We start from the raw sequence: 17781 nt of genomic DNA on the forward strand, positions 1-17781 counted from the left end.
CGGCACGGGCGCAGGGGGCCCGTGCCGCCCCGTCCGCTACTCGCTGAGGAAGACGTACCTCGCCACGAGCAACAGGGCGACGACGTACAGGATCGGGTGGACCTTGCGGCCGTCGCCGGTGAAGAGCTTGATGGCGCAGTAGCTGATGACGCCGAGGCTCACGCCGTTGGCGATGGAGAACGTCAGCGGCATCGAGATGATCGCCAGGAACGAGGGCACACCCTCGGAGACCTTGTCCCACTCGATGTGGCGGATCCCGTCCATCATCATCGCCCCGACGAGGATGAGCGCCGGCGCCGTCGCCGCGCCCGGGATCGCCCCGGCGAGCGGCCACAGGAACATCGACAGAGCGAACAGCACGCCCGTCGTCGCCGACGTCAGGCCCGTCCGTCCGCCGTCCTCGATGCCCGAGGCGCTCTCGACGTAGGCGGTGGTGGTCGAGGTACCCGGCGCGCTGGGCCAGCCCGGTGAGGGTGCCCGTGGCGTCGAAGAAGTCCACGAAGAAGAAGGTGAACACCACCGACAGGACGCCGAGCCCGAGGGCACCGGCGATGTCCAGCGCCCCCACGAGGTCACTGGGCCAGATCGGCGCTGCGACGACGCCGTCACCGAAGCCGGGGAACGCCTGGAGGCCGCCGTCGGCGCCCCCGGCGAAGACCTGGGCCCCGGAGACGATCGCGATGACCGAGGAGCCGAGGATGCCCCAGAGGATGGCGCCCTTGACCTTGAGCTGGAGCAGGACCGCGGTGATGAGCAGGCCGACGATCGCCACCCAGGCGGTGGGGCTGCCCAGTGAGCCGAGGGTGACCATCGTCGCCTCGTTCGGCACGACGATCCCGGCGGTGCGCAGCCCGAGGAACGCCAGGAACGTGCCGATGCCGGCGGTGATCGCCAGCTTGAGGCTCATGGGGATCGCCATGACGATCGCCTTGCGGGCCCCGATGACGCTCAGGACGACGAACAGCACGCCGGAGATGAACACCGCGCCGAGCGCGGTCTGCCACGGTACGCCCATCCCCTGCACCACGGTGAAGGAGAAGAACGCGTTGAGCCCCATGCCGGGGGCCTGGGCGAACGGGTAGCGGGCGATCACGCCCATGACGATGGAGCCGAACGCCGCCGCGATGGCCGTGACCATGAGCAGCTGGACGAAGGAGTTGGGGACGTCGATCGCCCCGGAGAGGACCTGCGGGTTGACGAAGAGGATGTAGCTCATCGTCAGGAACGTGGTGAAACCCGCGCGCAGCTCGCGCGGGATCGTCGAGCCCTCGGCGGTGATGCCGAAGTAGCGGTCCACCGGGCCGGGCCCGGTGCGGACGGGACCGGACTTCTTCGTCGCGGTCGTGCTCATGCTGCCTCCAGGGGAAGGGACGGGGGCACGGGCTGGGGCGCGGAGCTGACCGCCCGGCCGGCTACCCAGACGACGGCGACGTCGCCGGGTGTGCCCAGGGTGAAGATCTTGGCAAGGGCGTCGGTCGCGTCCGCCGGGTGGCGGAGCACGACGTCGAGGGTGCTGCCCGGCTGGGGTCGGACCCAGACGGCGTCGAACTGCTTGCCGACCGAGAGGTCGCCGACGTCGTCGCCGAGCCCCAGCGCCAGGGCGCCGGACCTCGTCGCGAGATGGAGGAGCGCGGCGGGGCCCAGTGCCACCCCGCGCGGGCCGAGGAGGCGCTGGACGAAGTACGCCTGCAGGCCCTCCTTGAGCAGGGAGAAGCCGGTGCCGGCCCCGACGTCGGAGCCGAGGGCCACCCGCACGCCGGCCGTGAGGTGCTCGGCGAAGGGGAACAGCCCGCTGCCGAGGGCGCAGTTGGAGGTGGGGCAGTGGGCGACGGCGGCGCCCGCGCGGGCGAGCACCTCCAGCTCGTGGCCGGTGGGGTGGACGTTGTGGGCCAGGACCGAGCGCGGGGTGACCAGGCCGTGCCGGTCGTAGGAGTCGAGGTAGTGCCCGGCGCCGGGGAAGAGCCGGGCGACCTCCTCAATCTCGGCGGTGTTCTCGTTGAGGTGGGAGGTGAACCAGACGTCGTCGCGGGCGGCGAGGAGCTCGGCGCACGCGTCGAGCATGGGCTCGGAGCTGGAGAGGGAGAACCGCGGCGTGACGGCGTAGCGCAGGCGTCCGCGGCCGTGCCACGTCTCCAGCAGGGCCCGGCCGTGCGCGAGCGCGGCCTCGGGGGTGGTGAGCAGGGGCTCGGGGAGGATCCGGTCGCTGACGACCAGGCCGCTGGTGATCCGCAGCCCGACCCGCTCGGCCTCGGCGAACAGGGCGTCGACCGCCTCCGGGAAGTGCGAGCCGAAGACGAGCGCGGTGGTGGTGCCGGCCCGGACGAGGCCGTCGACGAACTCCCCGGCGACCTCCTCGGCGTAGGTCCGGTTCACCAGGCGCGTCTCCTCGGGCAGCGCGCACCGGTCGAGCCAGTCCAGCAGGGGCATGCCCAGGCCGCCGATGGCCCGCACCTGCGGGAAGTGCACGTGGGTGTCGACCATCCCCGGCAGGAGGATGCCCTCGCGCAGGTCGACGACCTCCTCGCCGGGGTGGGCGGCGGCGACGTCGGCGAAGCGGCCGCGGGCGGCGATGACGCCGTCGCGGACGAGGAGCCCGCCGTCGTGCTCGGCGCGCAGGGCCTCGGGGCCGTCCTCGAACGGGTCGCTCGGGGTGTCGAGGACGGTGGCGCGGTAGAGGGTCATGCGCGGCGGCCCTCGGCGGGTGCCGGCGCGGCGGGCGCCGCACGGTCGGCCCGGGCGAGGACGTGGGCCGGCCCGGCGGCCCCGGCCTCGCGCTCGATGGTCTGCAGCAGGTCCGCCGCGACGGAGACGGCGATGACGGCCGGGGCCTTGCCCGTGATGGTCGGCAACCCGATGGGGCAGGTGATGGTGGAGATGACGGCGTCGTCGTGGCCCTCCGCACGCAGGCGGACCCGGAACCGCGACCACTTGGCGCGGGAGCCGATGAGGCCGACGTCGAGGTCGCCGCGGCGCAGGGCCGCGTCGCACAGGAGGAGGTCCTCGGCGTGGTCGTGCGTCATGACGAGCACGTGGGACCCCGCCGGGAGGGCGCGCAGCACGGTCTCGGGGGCGACGGCGTGGTGGACGGTGACGCTCGCGTGCCCGCCGGTGACGTCCGCCAGACGCAGCGGGTCCAGCTGCTCGGCGCGGCTGTCGACGAGGTGGAGGTCCAGGCGCAGCCGGGACAGGATGCGGGCGAGCTCGAGACCGACGTGCCCGACGCCGAAGACGGCGACGGTCGGGGCCGTGCGCAGCGGCTCGAGGAGGACGCTGACCTCTCCCCCGCAGCACTGACGCCCGTGCCGGTTCTCGGCGTGGTCGTTGAGGGCGAACGTCAGGGTCTCGGGCGCGGTCGCGCCCTCGTCGATCATCGCCCGCGCCCGGTCCACGACCGTGGCCTCGAGGTTGCCCCCGCCGACGCTGTCCCATGTGGCGCCTCTCGCCACGACCATCTTCGCGCCGGCCTCGCGCGGGGCGTGGCCGCGGACCGCGGTCACGGTCACGAGGACGCCCGGGCGAGCGTCCGCGCGCAGGCTCTGCACCGCCTCCAGCCAGTCCACGGTCAGCTCCCCCCGGAGACGGAGCGGGCGGCCCCGGCCGCCGCGCCGCCGTGGGCGCCATCGACACCGTGTCCGCCGTCGACACCGTGTGCGTCGTGGCCGCCGTCGTGCTCGCCCGTGGCGGCCGACCGGGCGGCCCCGTGGTCGGCGCCGTCGTGGGCCTGCTCGGTGCCGTGGTCGGACCCGTCGACGTCGCCCGTCGCGGCGGGCTGGGCAGCCCCGGGCGACGGCGCGGCCGCGTCCGCGGTGGGGGCGCCGTCCCCGAGGTCGGTCACGGTGCCGGCCGGCCCGGCGGCCGCCGCCGTCCCCGCGACCGGCGCACCCGTCACCGCCGACGTCTCCTCGCCGGGCGCCTCACCACCGGCCGAGCGGGCCGCCTGAACGGCCCAGAAGACCGCCTCGGGGGTGGCCGGGCTCGCCAGACCCACGCTGACCCCACCGGGCCCGAACGCGGCGGCGGCCTCGCGCAGCGCCTCCCGGACGCTGAAGGCCAACATGAGCGGCGGCTCCCCCACAGCCTTGGAGCCGTAGACGACGCCGGTCTCGGTGGCCCGCTCGAAGAGGTGGACGTTGAGCTCCTCGGGCATCTCGGAGAAGCTCGGCAGCTTGTAGGTGCTCGCCGACTGGGTGGCCAGGCGGCCGCGGGTGTCGCCGTCGGAGAGGTCCCAGCGCAGCTCCTCCAGGGTCAGCCAGCCGGCGCCCTGGACGAACCCGCCCTCGATCTGGCCGACGTCGACGAGCGGGGAGAGCGTGTCGCCGACGTCGTGGACGATGTCGGTGCGCAGGAACCGGTAGGCGCCGGTGAAGCCGTCCACCTCCACCTCGGAGGCGGCGGCGCCGTAGGAGAAGTACTTGAACGGCTCGCCCTGCATCCGGCTGGAGTCCCAGTGCAGCCCCTCGGTGCGGTAGTACCCGGCGGCGAACAGCGGGACCCGCTGGAAGTAGGCGGCGCGCACGACGTCGGCCCACGCCAGGTCCCGGTCGTGGAACCCGATGCCCGTGACCCGGCCGCCGTCGAAGCGGACGTCGTCGGGATGGATGTCGAGCGTACGCGCCGCGACGCCGGCGAGCCGCTCACGGATCTGCTCGCAGGCGTCCTTGACGGCGCCGCCGTTGAGGTCCGCGCCCGAGCTGGCCGCCGTGGCGGAGGTGTTGGGCACCTTGTCCGTGCGGGTGGGCGCGAGGCGGACGTGGTCCAGCGGCACCCCCAGGGCGGTCGCGGCGACCTGGCGCATCTTGGTGTGCAGGCCCTGGCCCATCTCGGTCCCACCGTGGTTGATGAGCACCGAGCCGTCCTTGTAGACGTGGACGAGCGCCCCGGCCTGGTTGAAGGCGGTGAGGTTGAAGGAGATGCCGAACTTCACCGGCGTCACGGCCAGCGCCCGCTTCGTGTGCGGGTGCGCGGCGTTGAAAGCGGCGATCGCCGCACGGCGCCGGGCGACGTCGCCGCGCTGGTGGACCTCGTCCCAGATCGCGGCGAGCCGCTCGGGGTGCCGCACCGGCTGGCCGTAGGGCGTGGCCTGGCCGGGGGCGTAGAAGTTGCGCCGCCGCAGCTCGGCCGGCGCCACGCCCAGCAGGGGCGCGCACCTGCCGAGGATGTCCTCGATGACGAACATACCCTGGGGCCCGCCGAAGCCCCGGAAGGCCGTCTGCGAGGTCTTGTTGGTGCGCGCGATCCGGCCGTGGACCTCGACGTCGGGGATGAAGTAGGCGTTGTCGATGTGGCACAGCGCCCGGGCGAGCACGGGCTCGGACAGGTCCAGGCTCCACCCGCCGTCGGAGGTCAGGGTCGCGCGCAGGGCCAGCAGGCGGCCGTCGTCGTCGAAGCCGACCTCCCACGAGGCGTGGAACGGGTGCCGCTTGCCGGTGATCGTCAGGTCCTGGGTGCGGTTGAGCCGCAGCCGGACGGGCCGGCCGGTCAGGACCGAGCCCAGCGCCGCGACCGCCGCGAGGCCGTGCGGCTGCATCTCCTTCCCGCCGAACCCCCCGCCCATGCGCAGGCACTGCACGGTGACCTCGTGGCTGTGCAGCCCGAGGACGTGCGCGACGATCTCCTGGGTCTCGGAGGGGTGCTGGGTGCTGGACTGGACGAAGACCTGCCCCGCCTCGTCGACGAGGGCGAGCGCGGCGTGGGTCTCGAGATAGAAGTGCTCCTGGCCGCCGAGCTCGAGCTCGCCGGCGAAGCGGTGCGCTGCGGCGGCCAGCCCGGCGCCCGCGTCGCCACGGCTCACGGTGGGCTGGTTGCCCTGGAAGCTGCCGGCCTCCATCGCCTCGCCGAGGGTGAGCAGCGACGGGAGGACCTCGTACTCCGCCCGAACCGCCTCGGCGCCGAGCCGGGCCGCCTCGAGGCTCTCGCCCAGGACCCAGGCCACCGGGTGGCCGAAGTACATGACCTCGGTGGGGAAGAGCGGCTCGTCGCCCTTGACGCCGGCGTCGTTGACGCCCGGCACGTCGGCGCCGGTGAGGACGCGGACCACGCCCGGCACCGTCGTCGCCCCGCTGGTGTCCAGCGACGTGACGCGAGCGTGGGCGTGCGGAGCCTGGACGGGCCAGGCGTGCAGGACCCCGGCGGTGCGCACCACGAGGTCGTCGGTGTAGAGCGCGGCGCCGGTGACATGGAGCTCGGCGCTCTCGTGCGGGACGGACACCCCGACGACGGGCCGCTCGGGACGCTCGGACAGGGACCTCATCGGGCCACCTCCAGGGCGGTCTGGGCGAAGAAGCGCAGGACGGACTGCTCGAGCATGGCCGAGCGGTAGCCCGAGCTGGCGCGGTGGTCGTCCATGGGGGTGCCCTCGCCGGCCATGACGGCCGCGGCCGACCGGGCCGTCTCCTCGGTCCACCGGCGCCCCACGAGGGCGCCCTCGGTCGCCCGTGCGCGGACCGGCGTCGCGGCGACGCCGCCGAGCCCGATCCGGACCCCGCTCACCTCGCCGTCGTCACGGGTGGTCAGGGCGAACGCGACGGCGACCGAGGAGATGTCGTCGAAGCGCCGCTTGGCGATCTTGTAGAACGCGGTGGCGGGGGCCAGCGGCAGGGGGATGCGCACCGCCCGGATGATCTCACCGGGCCGGCGCACCGTCGTGCGGTACCCGGTGAAGTACTCGTCCAGGCGGGCCTCCCGCTCGCCGGTGGCGCCGGTGAGGACGAGGGAGGCGTCCAGGGCGAGGAGCGCGGGCGCGGAGTCGCCGATGGGCGAGCCGGTGCCGAGGTTGCCGCCGAGGGTGGCGGTGTTGCGGATGAGGCGCGAGGCGAACTGCGGGAAGAGCTGGGCCAGCAGCGGCACCCGCCCGTCGAGGGCCCGCTCGACCTCCGAGAGGGTCAGGGCCGCACCGATCTCGATGCGTTCCTCGGTGACCTCGAGGCCGCGCAGCTCGGGGAGGCGGTCCACCGCCAGGACGAGCGGGGGCCGGGCGTGACGGATGTTGCGCTCGACCCCGGTGTCCGTGGCGCCGGCGACGACGAGGGCGTCGGGGTCGGCGGCGAGCCGCTCGAGGAGCTCGGCGAGGTCGGCCGGCCGCACGAACCGCCCGGTGGCGTCGGACAGGTCGGTGCTCCGGACCGCGGGCGCGGGGCGTCCCTGGCGCTCGGCGAGCGGGTCGCCGGCCCCGGGGCCGGCGAGGGCGAACGCCGCGTCGCGGATGGGCCGGTACCCGGTGCAGCGGCACAGGTTCCCGCTCAGGGCGTGCAGGTCGAACCCGTTGGGACCGGTCTCGTCGTCGGCAGCGTGGTCCTCCCCGACGGCGGACGTCCCGGTGGCCCCGGCCGCCACCTTGGCCCGGCGGTCGGGCCGGTAGTACTCCGCGGCCATCGAGCACACGAAGCCGGGCGTGCAGTAGCCGCACTGCGACCCGCCCCGCTCGGCCATCTCGCGCTGGACGGGGTGCAGGTCCTGCGCCCGGCAGGCGCCGGGCGCGGTGCCCAGACCCTCGGCGGTGACGATCTCCTGCCCGTCCAGCGCGGCGGCGGACGGCAGGCAGGCGTTGATCGCGGTCCAGCGGGTGCGGCCCTCGCCGTCCGGGCGGGCGACGAGGACGGCGCACGCACCGCACTCACCCTCCGCGCAGCCCTCCTTGGCGGCGGTCAGGCCCTGCGCGCGCAGCCAGTCCAGCAGGGACGTGTGCGGCCCGGCCGCGACGTCGGCCCTGACCCGGCCGTTGACGGTGACCTCTAGGTCCATGCCTCGTGCTCCTGCTTCGAACTGCCCGTGGGGTCCGCCGGTGCCGGTGGTCCGCGAGGGGCATGGTTCGGTGCTTGAGCTGCCGGGCCGCAGGTTATCCATGCCGAACAACGGCGCCGGTGTGCGCAGGACGTTAGTCCCTTGCCGGCGGTGCCCACAAGCATTTCGGAAGGCGAGTTCCCATCGATGTCCGGACGACATCGGGACGACACATCTCGCAGCCGGGGCGGGACGTGGCGCGGCCCGTCGTGCACCCGCCACCGGACCGGGGCCGGCGTCCCCGTGATGCGGGACACCGCCGGGGGTCGCATGCTGGGCGAAAGACGCGGGCGTCAGCGCCTCGTCCCGAGCAGGAGGAGATGTCATGACCACGAAGGTCCACAAGTCGATCATGGTCGACGTCCCGGTCGCCACGGCCTACAACCAGTGGACGCAGTTCGAGGACTTCCCCCACTTCATGGGTGGCGTCACGTCCGTCACCCAGCTCTCCGACGACCGCCTGCAGTGGGTCGCCGAGATCGCGGGGGTCAAGCGCGAGTGGGAGGCCCGGATCCTCGAGCAGGTCCCCGACCGCAAGATCGCCTGGGCGGCCACGGAGGGCGCCACCAACGCCGGCGCGGTGACGTTCGAGGACGTCGGCGGCGGCCAGACCCAGATCCACCTCGAGCTGGAGTACGAGCCCGAGGGCCTGGTCGAGACGGCCGGCGACAAGCTCGGCCTCGTCGAGCGGCAGGCGGTGGCCGACCTCGAGCGCTTCAAGGAGATCATCGAGTCCGAGGGGTACGCGAGCGGCGCCTGGCGCGGCACGGTGAACCCCGGCGCGACGATCGGCGCCCCGGGTGTCGGCGCAGCAGCGCCCTCCGAGGGCGACTCGGGCAGGGCGGGGGTCTCCGGCAAGGCCGCCGCGGCCGCCGTCGGCGCGGCCGCCGCGGGTGCCGCCGCGGTCGCGGCCGCCAAGGGCGGTGACGACCGCCCCACCCGCACCGCGCCGTCCGCACCGGCGGAGGGCTTCGACCCCGGGGCCCCTCCCGGGACCCCGCCGGCGTACCCGCCCACGGTGGCTGACGACGAGTCGATCCCGCCGGCCGTGCGGGCACAGGCCAACGTCGACCCCGAGACCGGGCTCGCCCCCGGCGAGGGGGACCGGACGGACGTGGACGCGTCGGGCACCGGGCTCACGGAGGGCGAGCCTCGGCACCGTGACGACGACGCCCGCCGCCGCGACGACGAACCGCTCCGCTGAGCAGCGGGCACCAGGACACCCCGGTGCGTGCCGAACCCGGCACGAGCTGAGCTGATCCTCCCGACGGCCCCGGCCCCGCGCCGGGGCCGTCGCGCGTCACGGGTCAGCGGCCCTGCTCCAGGCGCAGGGCCGCCAGCGCGGCGCGCGCGGCCTCGACGTCGGAACGGGCGCCCGCGTCGTCCGCGACGGCCACCTCCCGGTCGTCCTCGGCGTCGGCGAGCTCGTCCTCCACACGCTCCAGGGCGACCTCGGCCGACTCGAGGCGCCGCCGCAGGTCCTCGGTCTCGGCCCGGGCCTGCAGGACGCCCGCCTGCAGCGACCGCACGTGCTCCTCGGCCTTGCGCCGCCGCCGGTCGGCGGTCGCGGCCTCCGCCTCGGCGGAGGCGAGATGTTCCTGCGCCTCGGCGAGCCGGCGGGCTGCCGCCTCCCTCGCCCGCGCCCGCTCGGCGTCGCGCGCGGCCCGCTTGCGCGCCAGGGGCGCCACCCCCTCGGGGGCCCGCTCCCCCGCCGCCCCGGGAACGGCCAGCACCCCGTCGAGGTCCACCCGGCCGAGCCCGGCGGACTCCATCGGCCCGACGAGGAGCCCGGTCCGCAGGGCCTCGGCGGCGTCCTTGTCCGTCATGGCCGCGTTGAGGGTCGCCGCGAGCTGCTCGACGACGCCCGGGCCCACCTTGTGCCCGAGCTCGCCCGCGAGCTCCCGGCCGCGGCGCGCGAGGGCCGAGACGAGACGACGGCGCTGCGCGGTGAGCTCGCGGAGCTGGGCGGCGTCGAGGTCGGCCTGGGCGCGCCGCAGCTCCTCGCCGAGCTCGAGCAGGCCGGTGACCTCCTCGCCGAGGTGGCGCACCATCGCGTTGGCCAGCCACGCGGCGGCCGAGGGCCTCGGCATCGCGCGCACGGCGTCCGCGAGCTCCTTCTCGCCGGCGGCCCGCAGCTCCTTCGCCCGCGCGTTGCGCGCCGGCGTGAACTCGGCGGGGGTCAGCCCGTAGAGCTCCTGCGCCACGGCGCTGAGGTCGGTCACGGCGCCAGTCAACCCGACAAGGCCCTTCCCGCTCCAACCCGACCCTCCCGCGGACCTACCACCCGGCACCGGCCCGCTCCCGGCACCGGCCCGTCGCGGTGTGGTGACCGGCGCCGCCTCACCGCGCGGACCGGCCTCGTCTCGGTGTGGTGACCGGCCCCGCCTCACCGCACGGACCGGCACGTCCTGGCAGGGTGAGGCCGTGAACATCCTCCAGCGCCTGCGCGAACGCTTCTGGTTCGTGCCGGCCGTCATGGTCGTCGTGGCGGTCCTGCTCGCCGAGGCCCTCATCGCCGTCGACGAGCTGGCGATCCTCCCCACGCTGCCCGGCTGGCTCGACGCGATCATCTACCGCGTGGGCGAGAGCGGCAGCCGCGACATCCTCGGCGCGATCGCCGGGTCGTCCCTCGCCGTCGCCGGCACGACGTTCTCCATCACGATGGCGGTCCTCGCGCTGACGTCCTCCAGCTACGGCCCGCGCCTCGTGCGCAACTTCATGGCCGACCGCGGGAACCAGGCCGTCCTGGGCGTGTTCGTCGCGACGTTCCTCTACAGCCTGCTGGTGCTGCGCTCGATCCGGGCGCTCGGCGACCCCGGCGACCCCGAGGCCGAGGTGTTCATCCCCCACCTGGCGGTCAACGGCGCGGTCGTCCTGGCCGTGCTGAACATCGCCGTGCTCATCTACTTCATCCACCACATCTCCGACTCGATCCAGGTCTCGACCATCGCCCGCCGGGTCCGGCAGGACCTGCACGCGACCGTCGACCGGCTCTACCCCGAGCAGATCGGCCGTGACCTCGACGTCGACGCCCGTCTGCCGGACCGGCTCGAGGAGGAGGCCGCACCCGTGCGCGGCGGACGGACCGGCTACGTCACCTACGTCGACGAGGAGGCGCTGCTCGACGCCGCCCGCTCCGGCGACGTGCTGCTCGCCCTGCGGGTCGTGCCCGGTCGCTACGTCCTGGAGGACACCGTGCTCTGCCTCGTCCACCCGGGTGAGCGCCGGGACGACGGGCTCGCGGCGAAGGTGCGCGACGCCGTCGTCGTCTCCGACGCCCGAACGCCCTACCAGGACGTCGACTTCGCCGTGCAGCAGCTCACCGAGCTCGCGGTGCGGGCCCTCTCCCCCGGCACGAACGACCCGTACACCGCCGTCAACGCCCTGGACGACCTGTCCTCGGGCCTTGCCCTCCTCGCCGCCCGCGAGCTGCCCTCGCCGTGGCGGGCGGACGACGACGGCGTCCCGCGCGTCCACGCCCCGCGGCCCGACGCCGTCTCCCTCACCTCCGACGTCCTGGACCACGTGCGCTGGTACGCCGGGACCGCGCCGTCGGTCATGCACGCCGGCCTGACCCTCGTGCGGCGGGTCGGCCGGCACGCCCAGGACCAGGCCCTGCGCGCGCGGCTGCTCACCCAGGTCCGTCTGCTCACCGAGGCCTTCGAGCGTGCAGGGCACCAGGCGCACGACGTCGAGGTGTTCCGCGAGCGGGCCGACGAGGTTGCTCGGGGCCTCGCCCGCACGGGCGCCTGAGAGCTGCACGGGCCTTTGACACCTGGCCCGGTCACGCACGCCCGGTGGCCCGCCGGGCGCCATGCCGCAGGGTGGGACCCGCAGGGTGGGACCAGCAGGGTGGGACCCTGCAGTGCGCTACGCCGGAGGGTGGGACTCGCCGGTGGACCCCGCAGGGTGGGTGGGTCGACGGACCGGCCCCCGGCGGGGCTAGCGTGGACGCCCGACGCCGACCCGAGGGACCACCGTGACCCCTGCACCGCACCTGCTCGACCAGCCCCACCACGACGGCTCCGAGGTGTACGTCCCGCCCGGGACGCCGCACCTGGGTGACGTCGTCCCCGTGCGCCTGCGGGTCCCGGGAGCCCGGCGCGAGGTGTGGGTGCGCACCGTGCGCGACGGCGAGCCGATGATCGCCCCGGCCCGGCTGGACCGGTCGGTCGGCGACGAGCACTGGTACGTCGCCGAGGTGGACGTGCACAACCCGGTCACGGGCTACCGGTTCCTCGTCGCCGAGCCCGGCGGCTACCGCTGGCTCAACGGCCGCGGCGTCCACGCCCGGGACGTGCCCGACGCCGCCGACTTCCGGCTCAGCGTCCACGAGCCCGCACCGGCGTGGACGGCGTCGTCGGTGGTCTACCAGGTCTTCCCCGACCGGTTCGCCCGCTCCTGCGGCCACGACGGTCCACCGCCCGGCCCGCTGCCCGACTGGGCGCTGCCCACGGCGTGGGACGAGGTCCCCGGCGCCCGCGGCCGGGGCGTCGGCAGCCAGCTCTACGGCGGGGACCTGCCCGGGGTCGAGTCCCGCCTGGACCACCTCGAGCGCCTCGGGGTCGACACCCTCTACCTCACCCCGTTCTTCCCCGGCCGGTCCAACCACCGCTACGACGCCCGCACGTTCGACCACGTCGATCCCCTGCTCGGCGGCGACGAGGCGCTCGCCTCGCTGCGCGCCGCGCTGCGCTCGCGCGGCATGCGGCTGGTCGGCGACCTCACGACCAACCACACCGGTGTGGCCCACGAGTGGTTCGACCGGGCGCGCACCGACGTGGGCAGCGCCGAGTCGTCCTTCTACCACTGGGACGACGGCGAGCCCGGGTACGTGGGGTGGCTCGGCCACGCCTCGCTGCCCAAGCTCGACCACCGCTCCCCCGAGCTCGCGCGGCGCCTGGTCGAGGGGCCGGGCTCCGTCGTCGCCCGCTGGCTCGCCGAGCCCTACGCGCTGGACGGGTGGCGGATCGACGTGGCCAACATGACCGGCCGGTACGGCGCGGTGGACCTCACCCACACCGTCGCCCGGACCATCAGGGAGACGATGCGCGCGGTGAACCCCGAGGCCGTGCTGGTCTCGGAGCACTTCCACGACGCCGGCGCCGACCTCGTCGCGGGCGGCTGGCACGCCAACATGAACTACTCCGGGTTCACCCGGCCGGTGTGGACCTGGCTCGTCGAGCCGGGCTCCTCGCTGCCGTTCCTGGGGATGCCGGTGCCGGTGCCGCGCCGCGGCGCCGGCGCGGCGGTGGCCACGATGCGCGAGTTCGACTCGGCGGTGCCGTGGTCGGTGACGGCCCGGCAGTGGAACATGCTCGGCTCGCACGACACCGCCCGGATCCGCAGCGTCGTGGGCGGCCGCGAGCGGGCGGAGGTGGCGGCGGCGCTGCTGCTGACCTACCCCGGGACGCCGGTGATCTTCGCCGGCGACGAGGGCGGGATGACGGGCGTCAACGGTGAGCACGCCCGGCGGACCATGCCCTGGGCGCAGGTCGACGCCGGCGGCGGGCCGGACTGGGACGCGGCCACGTTCGAGATCTACCGGTCGCTCCTCGCCGTGCGGCGGTCCTCGCGGGCGCTGCGCGAGGGCGGCCTGCGGTGGGCCGTGGTCGACGACGACGCCGTCGCGTACCTGCGCGAGACGAGCGACGAGCGGGTGCTGGTCCTCCTCGCGCGGGCGCCGTGGTCGGGCGCACGGCTGCCCGCCTCGCTCGCCGCGGACGGCGCCGAGAACCTCTACGGCGGGGCGCCGCTGCGCGTCGGCCCGGGCGGGGTCGAGCTGCCGGGCGACGGTCCCGGCGCGCAGGTCTGGCGTCTCGGCTGACCCGCCGCCGGCCCGCCACCCGCCACGGTCGCGGCGTGGCGGTGGCCCTGCCCGGGCCGGCGTGACGACGCGCCGGTCAACGCGTCGTGTCGACGACGCAGAACCGGTTGCCCTCCGGATCGGCGAGGATGACGTAGTCGGCGTCGGCGGGCTGCTTGTCCCAGTGCACGCGGGTCGCGCCGAGCCCGACGAGCCGCGCAACCTCGCCGCGCTGGTCCTCGGTGTACAGGTCCAGGTGGATCCTCGGCGGGACCTGGACCGGCGCGGGCACCCGGTCGAGGGAGACGTTCGGCCCGGACCGGCCGGGCCGCGGGCGGAGCAGGACGAAGTCGTCCGCCTCGACGCTGCCGCCGCGGGGGACGTAGTCCAGCGCGGCCGACCAGAACGCGACCTGCCGGGGCAGGTCGTCGACCCGGATGACGATCGAACCGACGGTGAGCACGCCGCCCTCCCTACACCGGTAGGTGGGCCCGCAGCGGCATGCGCGGGCCGAAGCGCTGGTGACGGATCCCGCTCAGCTCGACGAGGCGCTGCACGCGGTAGCGGTGCCCGCGGAACGGCTCGAGGAGCTCGGCCATGCCGGCGTCGTCGGTCCGGCGCCCGGTGAGGGCGTAGCCGACGTCCTTGGCCACGTTGTAGTCGCCGAAGCTCACGGCGTCGGGGTCGCCGTGCGCGCGCACGCGGACCTCCGCGCTCGTCCACACCCCGATGCCGGGGATGGAGCGCAGGCCGCGGTCGGCACCGGCGTGGTCGCGCTGGAGGGTGCGCTCGAGCGCGTCCGCCCGCCGCGCCGCGGCCACGATCGTCGAGGACCGGGAGTGGTCGATGCCCAGCCGCAGCCACTCCCACGACGGGATCGCCACCAGGGCCGCCGGGGCGGGCTGGACCCGCAGGCCCAGCCCCGCGCCGGGCCCCGGGGCAGGCTCACCGAAGCGGCGCACGAGGCGCCGGTAGCCGGCGAACGCCTCCGACCCGGTGACCTTCTGCTCGATGACGGCCGGCACCAGCGACTCCATGACCAGCCCGGTCCGCGGGACCCGCCAGTGCGGGTGGGCGCGCCGCAGCCGGTCCACGACCGGGTGCCGCTCGGCCCGGAAGCCCGACGGGTCGTCGCCGGCGCCGAGCATGGCGGGGACGGCGTCGAGCACCCAGTCCGCCCCGTCACCCCAGGCGGTGGCGAGCACCTCGCCGTCCGCCGGACGCAGGCTCAGCCGCAGGGTCGCCGTGCCGACGGGGGTGCGCACGCCGCGCCAGGCCGCTCCGTGGGCGGCGGCGAGGAAGGTCGGGTCCCCGGGGCCGTGACGCAGGACGGCGAGCTGCTGCGCCACCCGGCAGGGCCAGGTGGGTCGCCAGGTGCGCTCCGCCGTCGTCACGTGACCAGGGTAGGCGCGCGGGGAACCGGCGGAGCGGCTGCGCCGCCGGGCCGCCGGGGCCGCCGTTCCTACTTCCCCGGACCCTTGCCGCCGCCCTTGCCCTTGCCGCTGACGACCGGCTCGGCCGCGGCCGGCGCCGGGGCGAGCTCGGCGACGGTGAGGTCCGAGCGCAGGACGGTGCTCGTGGTCGTGCCGAGGTAGATGTGGCCGTCCGCGACCGCGATCGAGCGCGCGTCCTCCGGGACGGAGGTGGTCACCTGCTGCCAGGTGACGCCGTCGGCGGACCGGGCGATGCCGCCGCCGCCGAGGACCCACACGTGCTGGTCGTCGCTGAAGACGTCGATCGCCCCGATGCTCCCGCCCGTGGTGGTCTGCCGCGTGGGAGCCGGCGACTGGTGCAGCGTCCGGCCGTCGAAGGTCGTCACGACCGTCCCGCGGCCGCAGACGAGGGTGTCGGCGAAGACCTCGATGTCGGAGGCGTCCGAGGGGAGGCAGACGTTGCCGAGCCGCGTGCTCCCGGTGGTCCAGCGTCGGCCGTCGAAGACCCGCACCGGACCGGAGGAGCTGGTGGTGCCGTAGTGGCGCGCCTGGACGTAGATCTTCCCGCCGAGCTCGGCCACCCAGTAGTAGCGCTCGTAGCCGCTGGCGGTCGCGGGCAGGTCGGTGACCGCCTGCTCCCACGTGGTTCCGCCGTCGACGGACCGGTACGCGACGGCGCCGACCCGGTCGGTGCCGTCGAGGTAGGCGGAGCCGGCTACCCAGAGGTCGCTGCCGTCCATCGTGGTGACGTCGTAGGCGTGGACGACCGGCACCGCGGCGGCGTTCTCCCACCTCCCGGAGGCGTCCGTGGCGAAGCCCGAGGGTGTGCGCCAGCTGGCCCTGGGGTCGGCCATCGGGGCGAAGCGGCTCCCGCCGACGTCGCGGACCACCTGGATCTCCTCGGTGGGGACGCCGGCGAGGGCGACGGCGACCTCGCCCGTCGCGGGGTCGAGCGTGACGAGGTCGATTGGCCCGGTGTTGTCCCCGTAGTCCCCGTAGCCGAGGTGGATGAGACCGTCGTGGACGGACAGGTCGTCGATGATCCGGCCCTGGGCGGAACGCTGCGCCGCGACCGGGGCGACGGTCGCGACGGTGCTGTACCCCGGCTCGCCGGCCGGGGCCTCGACGGCGGCGCCGGCGGGAACGGCCGCGGCTGCCGCGGCGACGAGCGCGGCGGCGAGGGCGGGAGTGGCGATGAGGGGGGCTGCGCGGCGCGCGCGGGATCGCGACATGGGGATCTCCGGGGTGGGGCGGCTGGTCGGCGACGAGGTCGGACGACGGATGTCGCGCACACCATCCCGGCCGCAGGACACGCCACACGGACCGCCACGCACCGCCCCGCAAAAGTGTGTCGCAGATCACTGCGACCCCGGGACCTGGGACGCCCGTTTGGGGGACTTAGGTCCCAGGTTCAGGGCGTACCGCGGGTCACCGATCGGTCCTGGCGGCAGGGCCGGTCCGGGCAGGGGAAGAATGGGGACATGGCATCCCGCGTCGTGTCGTGTACCACCTGCGGGACGAGGAACCGCGTGCCCGTGACCGCCGGCGGCCGGCCGCGGTGTGCCGCCTGCCACGCCGATCTGCCCTGGGTGGTGGACGTCTCCGGCACCGAGTTCGCGGCCGCCGTCGAGGGCAGCGCCGTCCCGGTGCTGGTGGACGTGTGGGCACCCTGGTGCGGCCCCTGCCGCCAGGTCTCCCCCGTCGTCGAGCAGCTGGGGCGGGAGAACGCAGGGCGGCTCAAGGTCGCCAAGGTCAACTCCGACCTCGCACCCGAGGTCGCCGTCCGCCACAACATCAGCGGGATCCCGACGCTGCTGCTCTACTCCGGCGGCCGGGAGGTCTCCCGCGTCGTCGGTGCCCAGCCGGCCGGACAGCTGCGTCGTTGGCTCACCGACGCCCTCGCGAGCATCTGAGCGGGAGGTGCCGGGTCCGGCTCACGAGCGCAGGTGCCGGTCCGCAAGGTCGTCGAAGACCTCCCGGTTCAGCCGCAGGGCGTACCGCGCCTCCGCGACGACGGCGGCGCGCTCGGTCGCGCCGAACGGCAGAGCGTCCAGGCGGGCGCGGTAGGCGTCCTTGTAGGGCTTGACCTTCTCGATGCCGTCGAACCGGTAGAACCGCAGCCCCTCCTCGGCGACGCCGTAGTGCCGGCGGAGCATCGCGGCGACCACCTGCCCGCCCGAGAGGTCGCCCAGGTAGCGCACGTAGGCGTGGGCCGCGTACCCGACGTCGGTCGCGGCGACGGCGTCGAGCCTGCTCACGTAGCGGCGGACGGCGGGTACGGGCTCGACCCGGCCCCGCCAGGCCGGTCCCCACAGGTGGGCCAGGTCCGCCTCCAGCGCAGCGGTCCGGGCCAGCTCGGGCGCGACGAGCACGGCCGCGGCGCCGGTGAGCCGGCCGCCACCGGCCTCGAGAGCCCGGTACACCCCCAGCTGCTGCGCGGCGAGGTCGGCGTACGCGTCCGGTCCGAGACGGCCGTCGAGCAGCGCGGTCACGAAACCGGCCGACTCCGCCGCGCGGTGCTCGGCGCGGGTTCCCTCGCGCAGCTCGGTCGCGAGCCCGGCCGAGGCCCCGGTGGGGGCTCCGGTGGAGCGCCCGGCCGACTCCTCGGTCGAGGCTGCCGTCGAGGTTCCGGTCGGTCGCCCGGCCGGGAGCTCCGCCGTCAGCTGGTGCTTCACGCCTTCTCCTGTCCGTCCGTCCGGGGGTGCCGCAGCAGGGGTCGTCATTCGATCACGTCCGGTGGCCCGACCGCGCGCCACGGCCGCG

The 17781-nt window shown here is 75.2% G+C and carries 13 protein-coding genes and 1 pseudogene; 4 read left to right on the forward strand and 10 right to left on the reverse strand.

Going from position 1 to position 17781, the window contains the following annotated elements:
* Nucleotides 1-36: 36 nt before the first annotated feature.
* The 5 genes and pseudogenes from EDD32_RS19645 to EDD32_RS17010 form a co-directional block, all read right to left on the reverse strand.
* Nucleotides 37-1351: pseudogene (locus EDD32_RS19645) on the reverse strand (NCS2 family permease).
* Nucleotides 1348-2682, reverse strand: coding sequence for a guanine deaminase (gene guaD, locus EDD32_RS16995; protein ID WP_123919395.1), 1335 nt, complete (start codon nucleotides 2680-2682; stop codon nucleotides 1348-1350). The pseudogene EDD32_RS19645 and the gene guaD overlap by 4 nt, the downstream one beginning before the upstream one ends.
* Entirely contained in the window at nucleotides 2679-3560 is an 882-nt protein-coding gene (gene xdhC / locus EDD32_RS17000) for a xanthine dehydrogenase accessory protein XdhC (RefSeq protein WP_123919397.1), read from the reverse strand. Before xdhC ends, guaD begins: the two co-directional genes overlap by 4 nt.
* Before the next feature lie 2 nt (nucleotides 3561-3562).
* A complete protein-coding gene (gene xdhB / locus EDD32_RS17005; RefSeq protein ID WP_246006198.1) occupies nucleotides 3563-6250 on the reverse strand; it encodes a xanthine dehydrogenase molybdopterin binding subunit in 2688 nt (895 codons plus the stop codon).
* A complete protein-coding gene (locus EDD32_RS17010; protein ID WP_123919399.1) occupies nucleotides 6247-7740 on the reverse strand; it encodes a xanthine dehydrogenase small subunit in 1494 nt (497 codons plus the stop codon). Before EDD32_RS17010 ends, xdhB begins: the two co-directional genes overlap by 4 nt.
* Nucleotides 7741-8104: 364 nt before the next feature.
* On the opposite strand from EDD32_RS17010, the gene EDD32_RS17015 reads away from it, so the two are divergent.
* Nucleotides 8105-8983 (forward strand): SRPBCC family protein, encoded by an 879-nt coding sequence (locus EDD32_RS17015; RefSeq protein WP_123919401.1) that lies wholly within the window; start codon nucleotides 8105-8107, stop codon nucleotides 8981-8983.
* A gap of 103 nt (nucleotides 8984-9086) precedes the next feature.
* On the opposite strand, the gene EDD32_RS17020 is transcribed toward EDD32_RS17015, so the two are convergent.
* Nucleotides 9087-10001 (reverse strand): hypothetical protein, encoded by a 915-nt coding sequence (locus EDD32_RS17020; protein ID WP_123919403.1) that lies wholly within the window; start codon nucleotides 9999-10001, stop codon nucleotides 9087-9089.
* A gap of 202 nt (nucleotides 10002-10203) precedes the next feature.
* Here EDD32_RS17020 and EDD32_RS17025 point away from each other — a divergent pair, with 202 nt between their 5' ends.
* Together EDD32_RS17025 and EDD32_RS17030 are read left to right on the forward strand one after the other, a co-directional pair.
* Nucleotides 10204-11532, forward strand: coding sequence for a DUF2254 domain-containing protein (locus EDD32_RS17025; protein WP_123919405.1), 1329 nt, complete (start codon nucleotides 10204-10206; stop codon nucleotides 11530-11532).
* A 226-nt stretch (nucleotides 11533-11758) separates the two neighbouring features.
* Nucleotides 11759-13606, forward strand: coding sequence for a glycoside hydrolase family 13 protein (locus EDD32_RS17030; protein WP_211338877.1), 1848 nt, complete (start codon nucleotides 11759-11761; stop codon nucleotides 13604-13606).
* Between the two features lie 76 nt (nucleotides 13607-13682).
* On the opposite strand, the gene EDD32_RS17035 is transcribed toward EDD32_RS17030, so the two are convergent.
* The 3 genes from EDD32_RS17035 to EDD32_RS17045 all read right to left on the reverse strand — a co-directional run bounded on the left by EDD32_RS17035 (nucleotide 13683) and on the right by EDD32_RS17045 (nucleotide 16250).
* Complete coding sequence (locus EDD32_RS17035; protein WP_123919407.1) at nucleotides 13683-14048, reverse strand: VOC family protein; 366 nt, start codon at nucleotides 14046-14048, stop codon at nucleotides 13683-13685.
* Nucleotides 14049-14058: 10 nt separating this feature from the next.
* Nucleotides 14059-14979, reverse strand: a complete 921-nt coding sequence (locus EDD32_RS17040) for a DNA-3-methyladenine glycosylase family protein (protein ID WP_123919409.1) — start codon at nucleotides 14977-14979, stop codon at nucleotides 14059-14061.
* 68 nt (nucleotides 14980-15047) lie between these two features.
* On the reverse strand, nucleotides 15048-16250 hold the full coding sequence (locus EDD32_RS17045) for a WD40/YVTN/BNR-like repeat-containing protein (protein WP_123919411.1): 1203 nt from the start codon (nucleotides 16248-16250) through the stop codon (nucleotides 15048-15050).
* 297 nt (nucleotides 16251-16547) lie between these two features.
* Between EDD32_RS17045 and trxA the strand changes: the two genes are divergently transcribed.
* Nucleotides 16548-16931 carry a thioredoxin gene (trxA, locus tag EDD32_RS17050; protein WP_342771421.1) on the forward strand — a complete coding sequence of 128 codons (384 nt, stop codon included), beginning with the start codon at nucleotides 16548-16550 and terminating at the stop codon, nucleotides 16929-16931.
* Nucleotides 16932-16952: 21 nt separating this feature from the next.
* On the opposite strand, the gene EDD32_RS17055 is transcribed toward trxA, so the two are convergent.
* A complete protein-coding gene (locus EDD32_RS17055; protein ID WP_246006199.1) occupies nucleotides 16953-17693 on the reverse strand; it encodes a biliverdin-producing heme oxygenase in 741 nt (246 codons plus the stop codon).
* Between the last annotated feature and the right edge of the window lie 88 nt (nucleotides 17694-17781).

This window comes from Georgenia muralis (assembly GCF_003814705.1).
Classification (GTDB): Bacteria; Actinomycetota; Actinomycetes; order Actinomycetales; family Actinomycetaceae; genus Georgenia; species Georgenia muralis.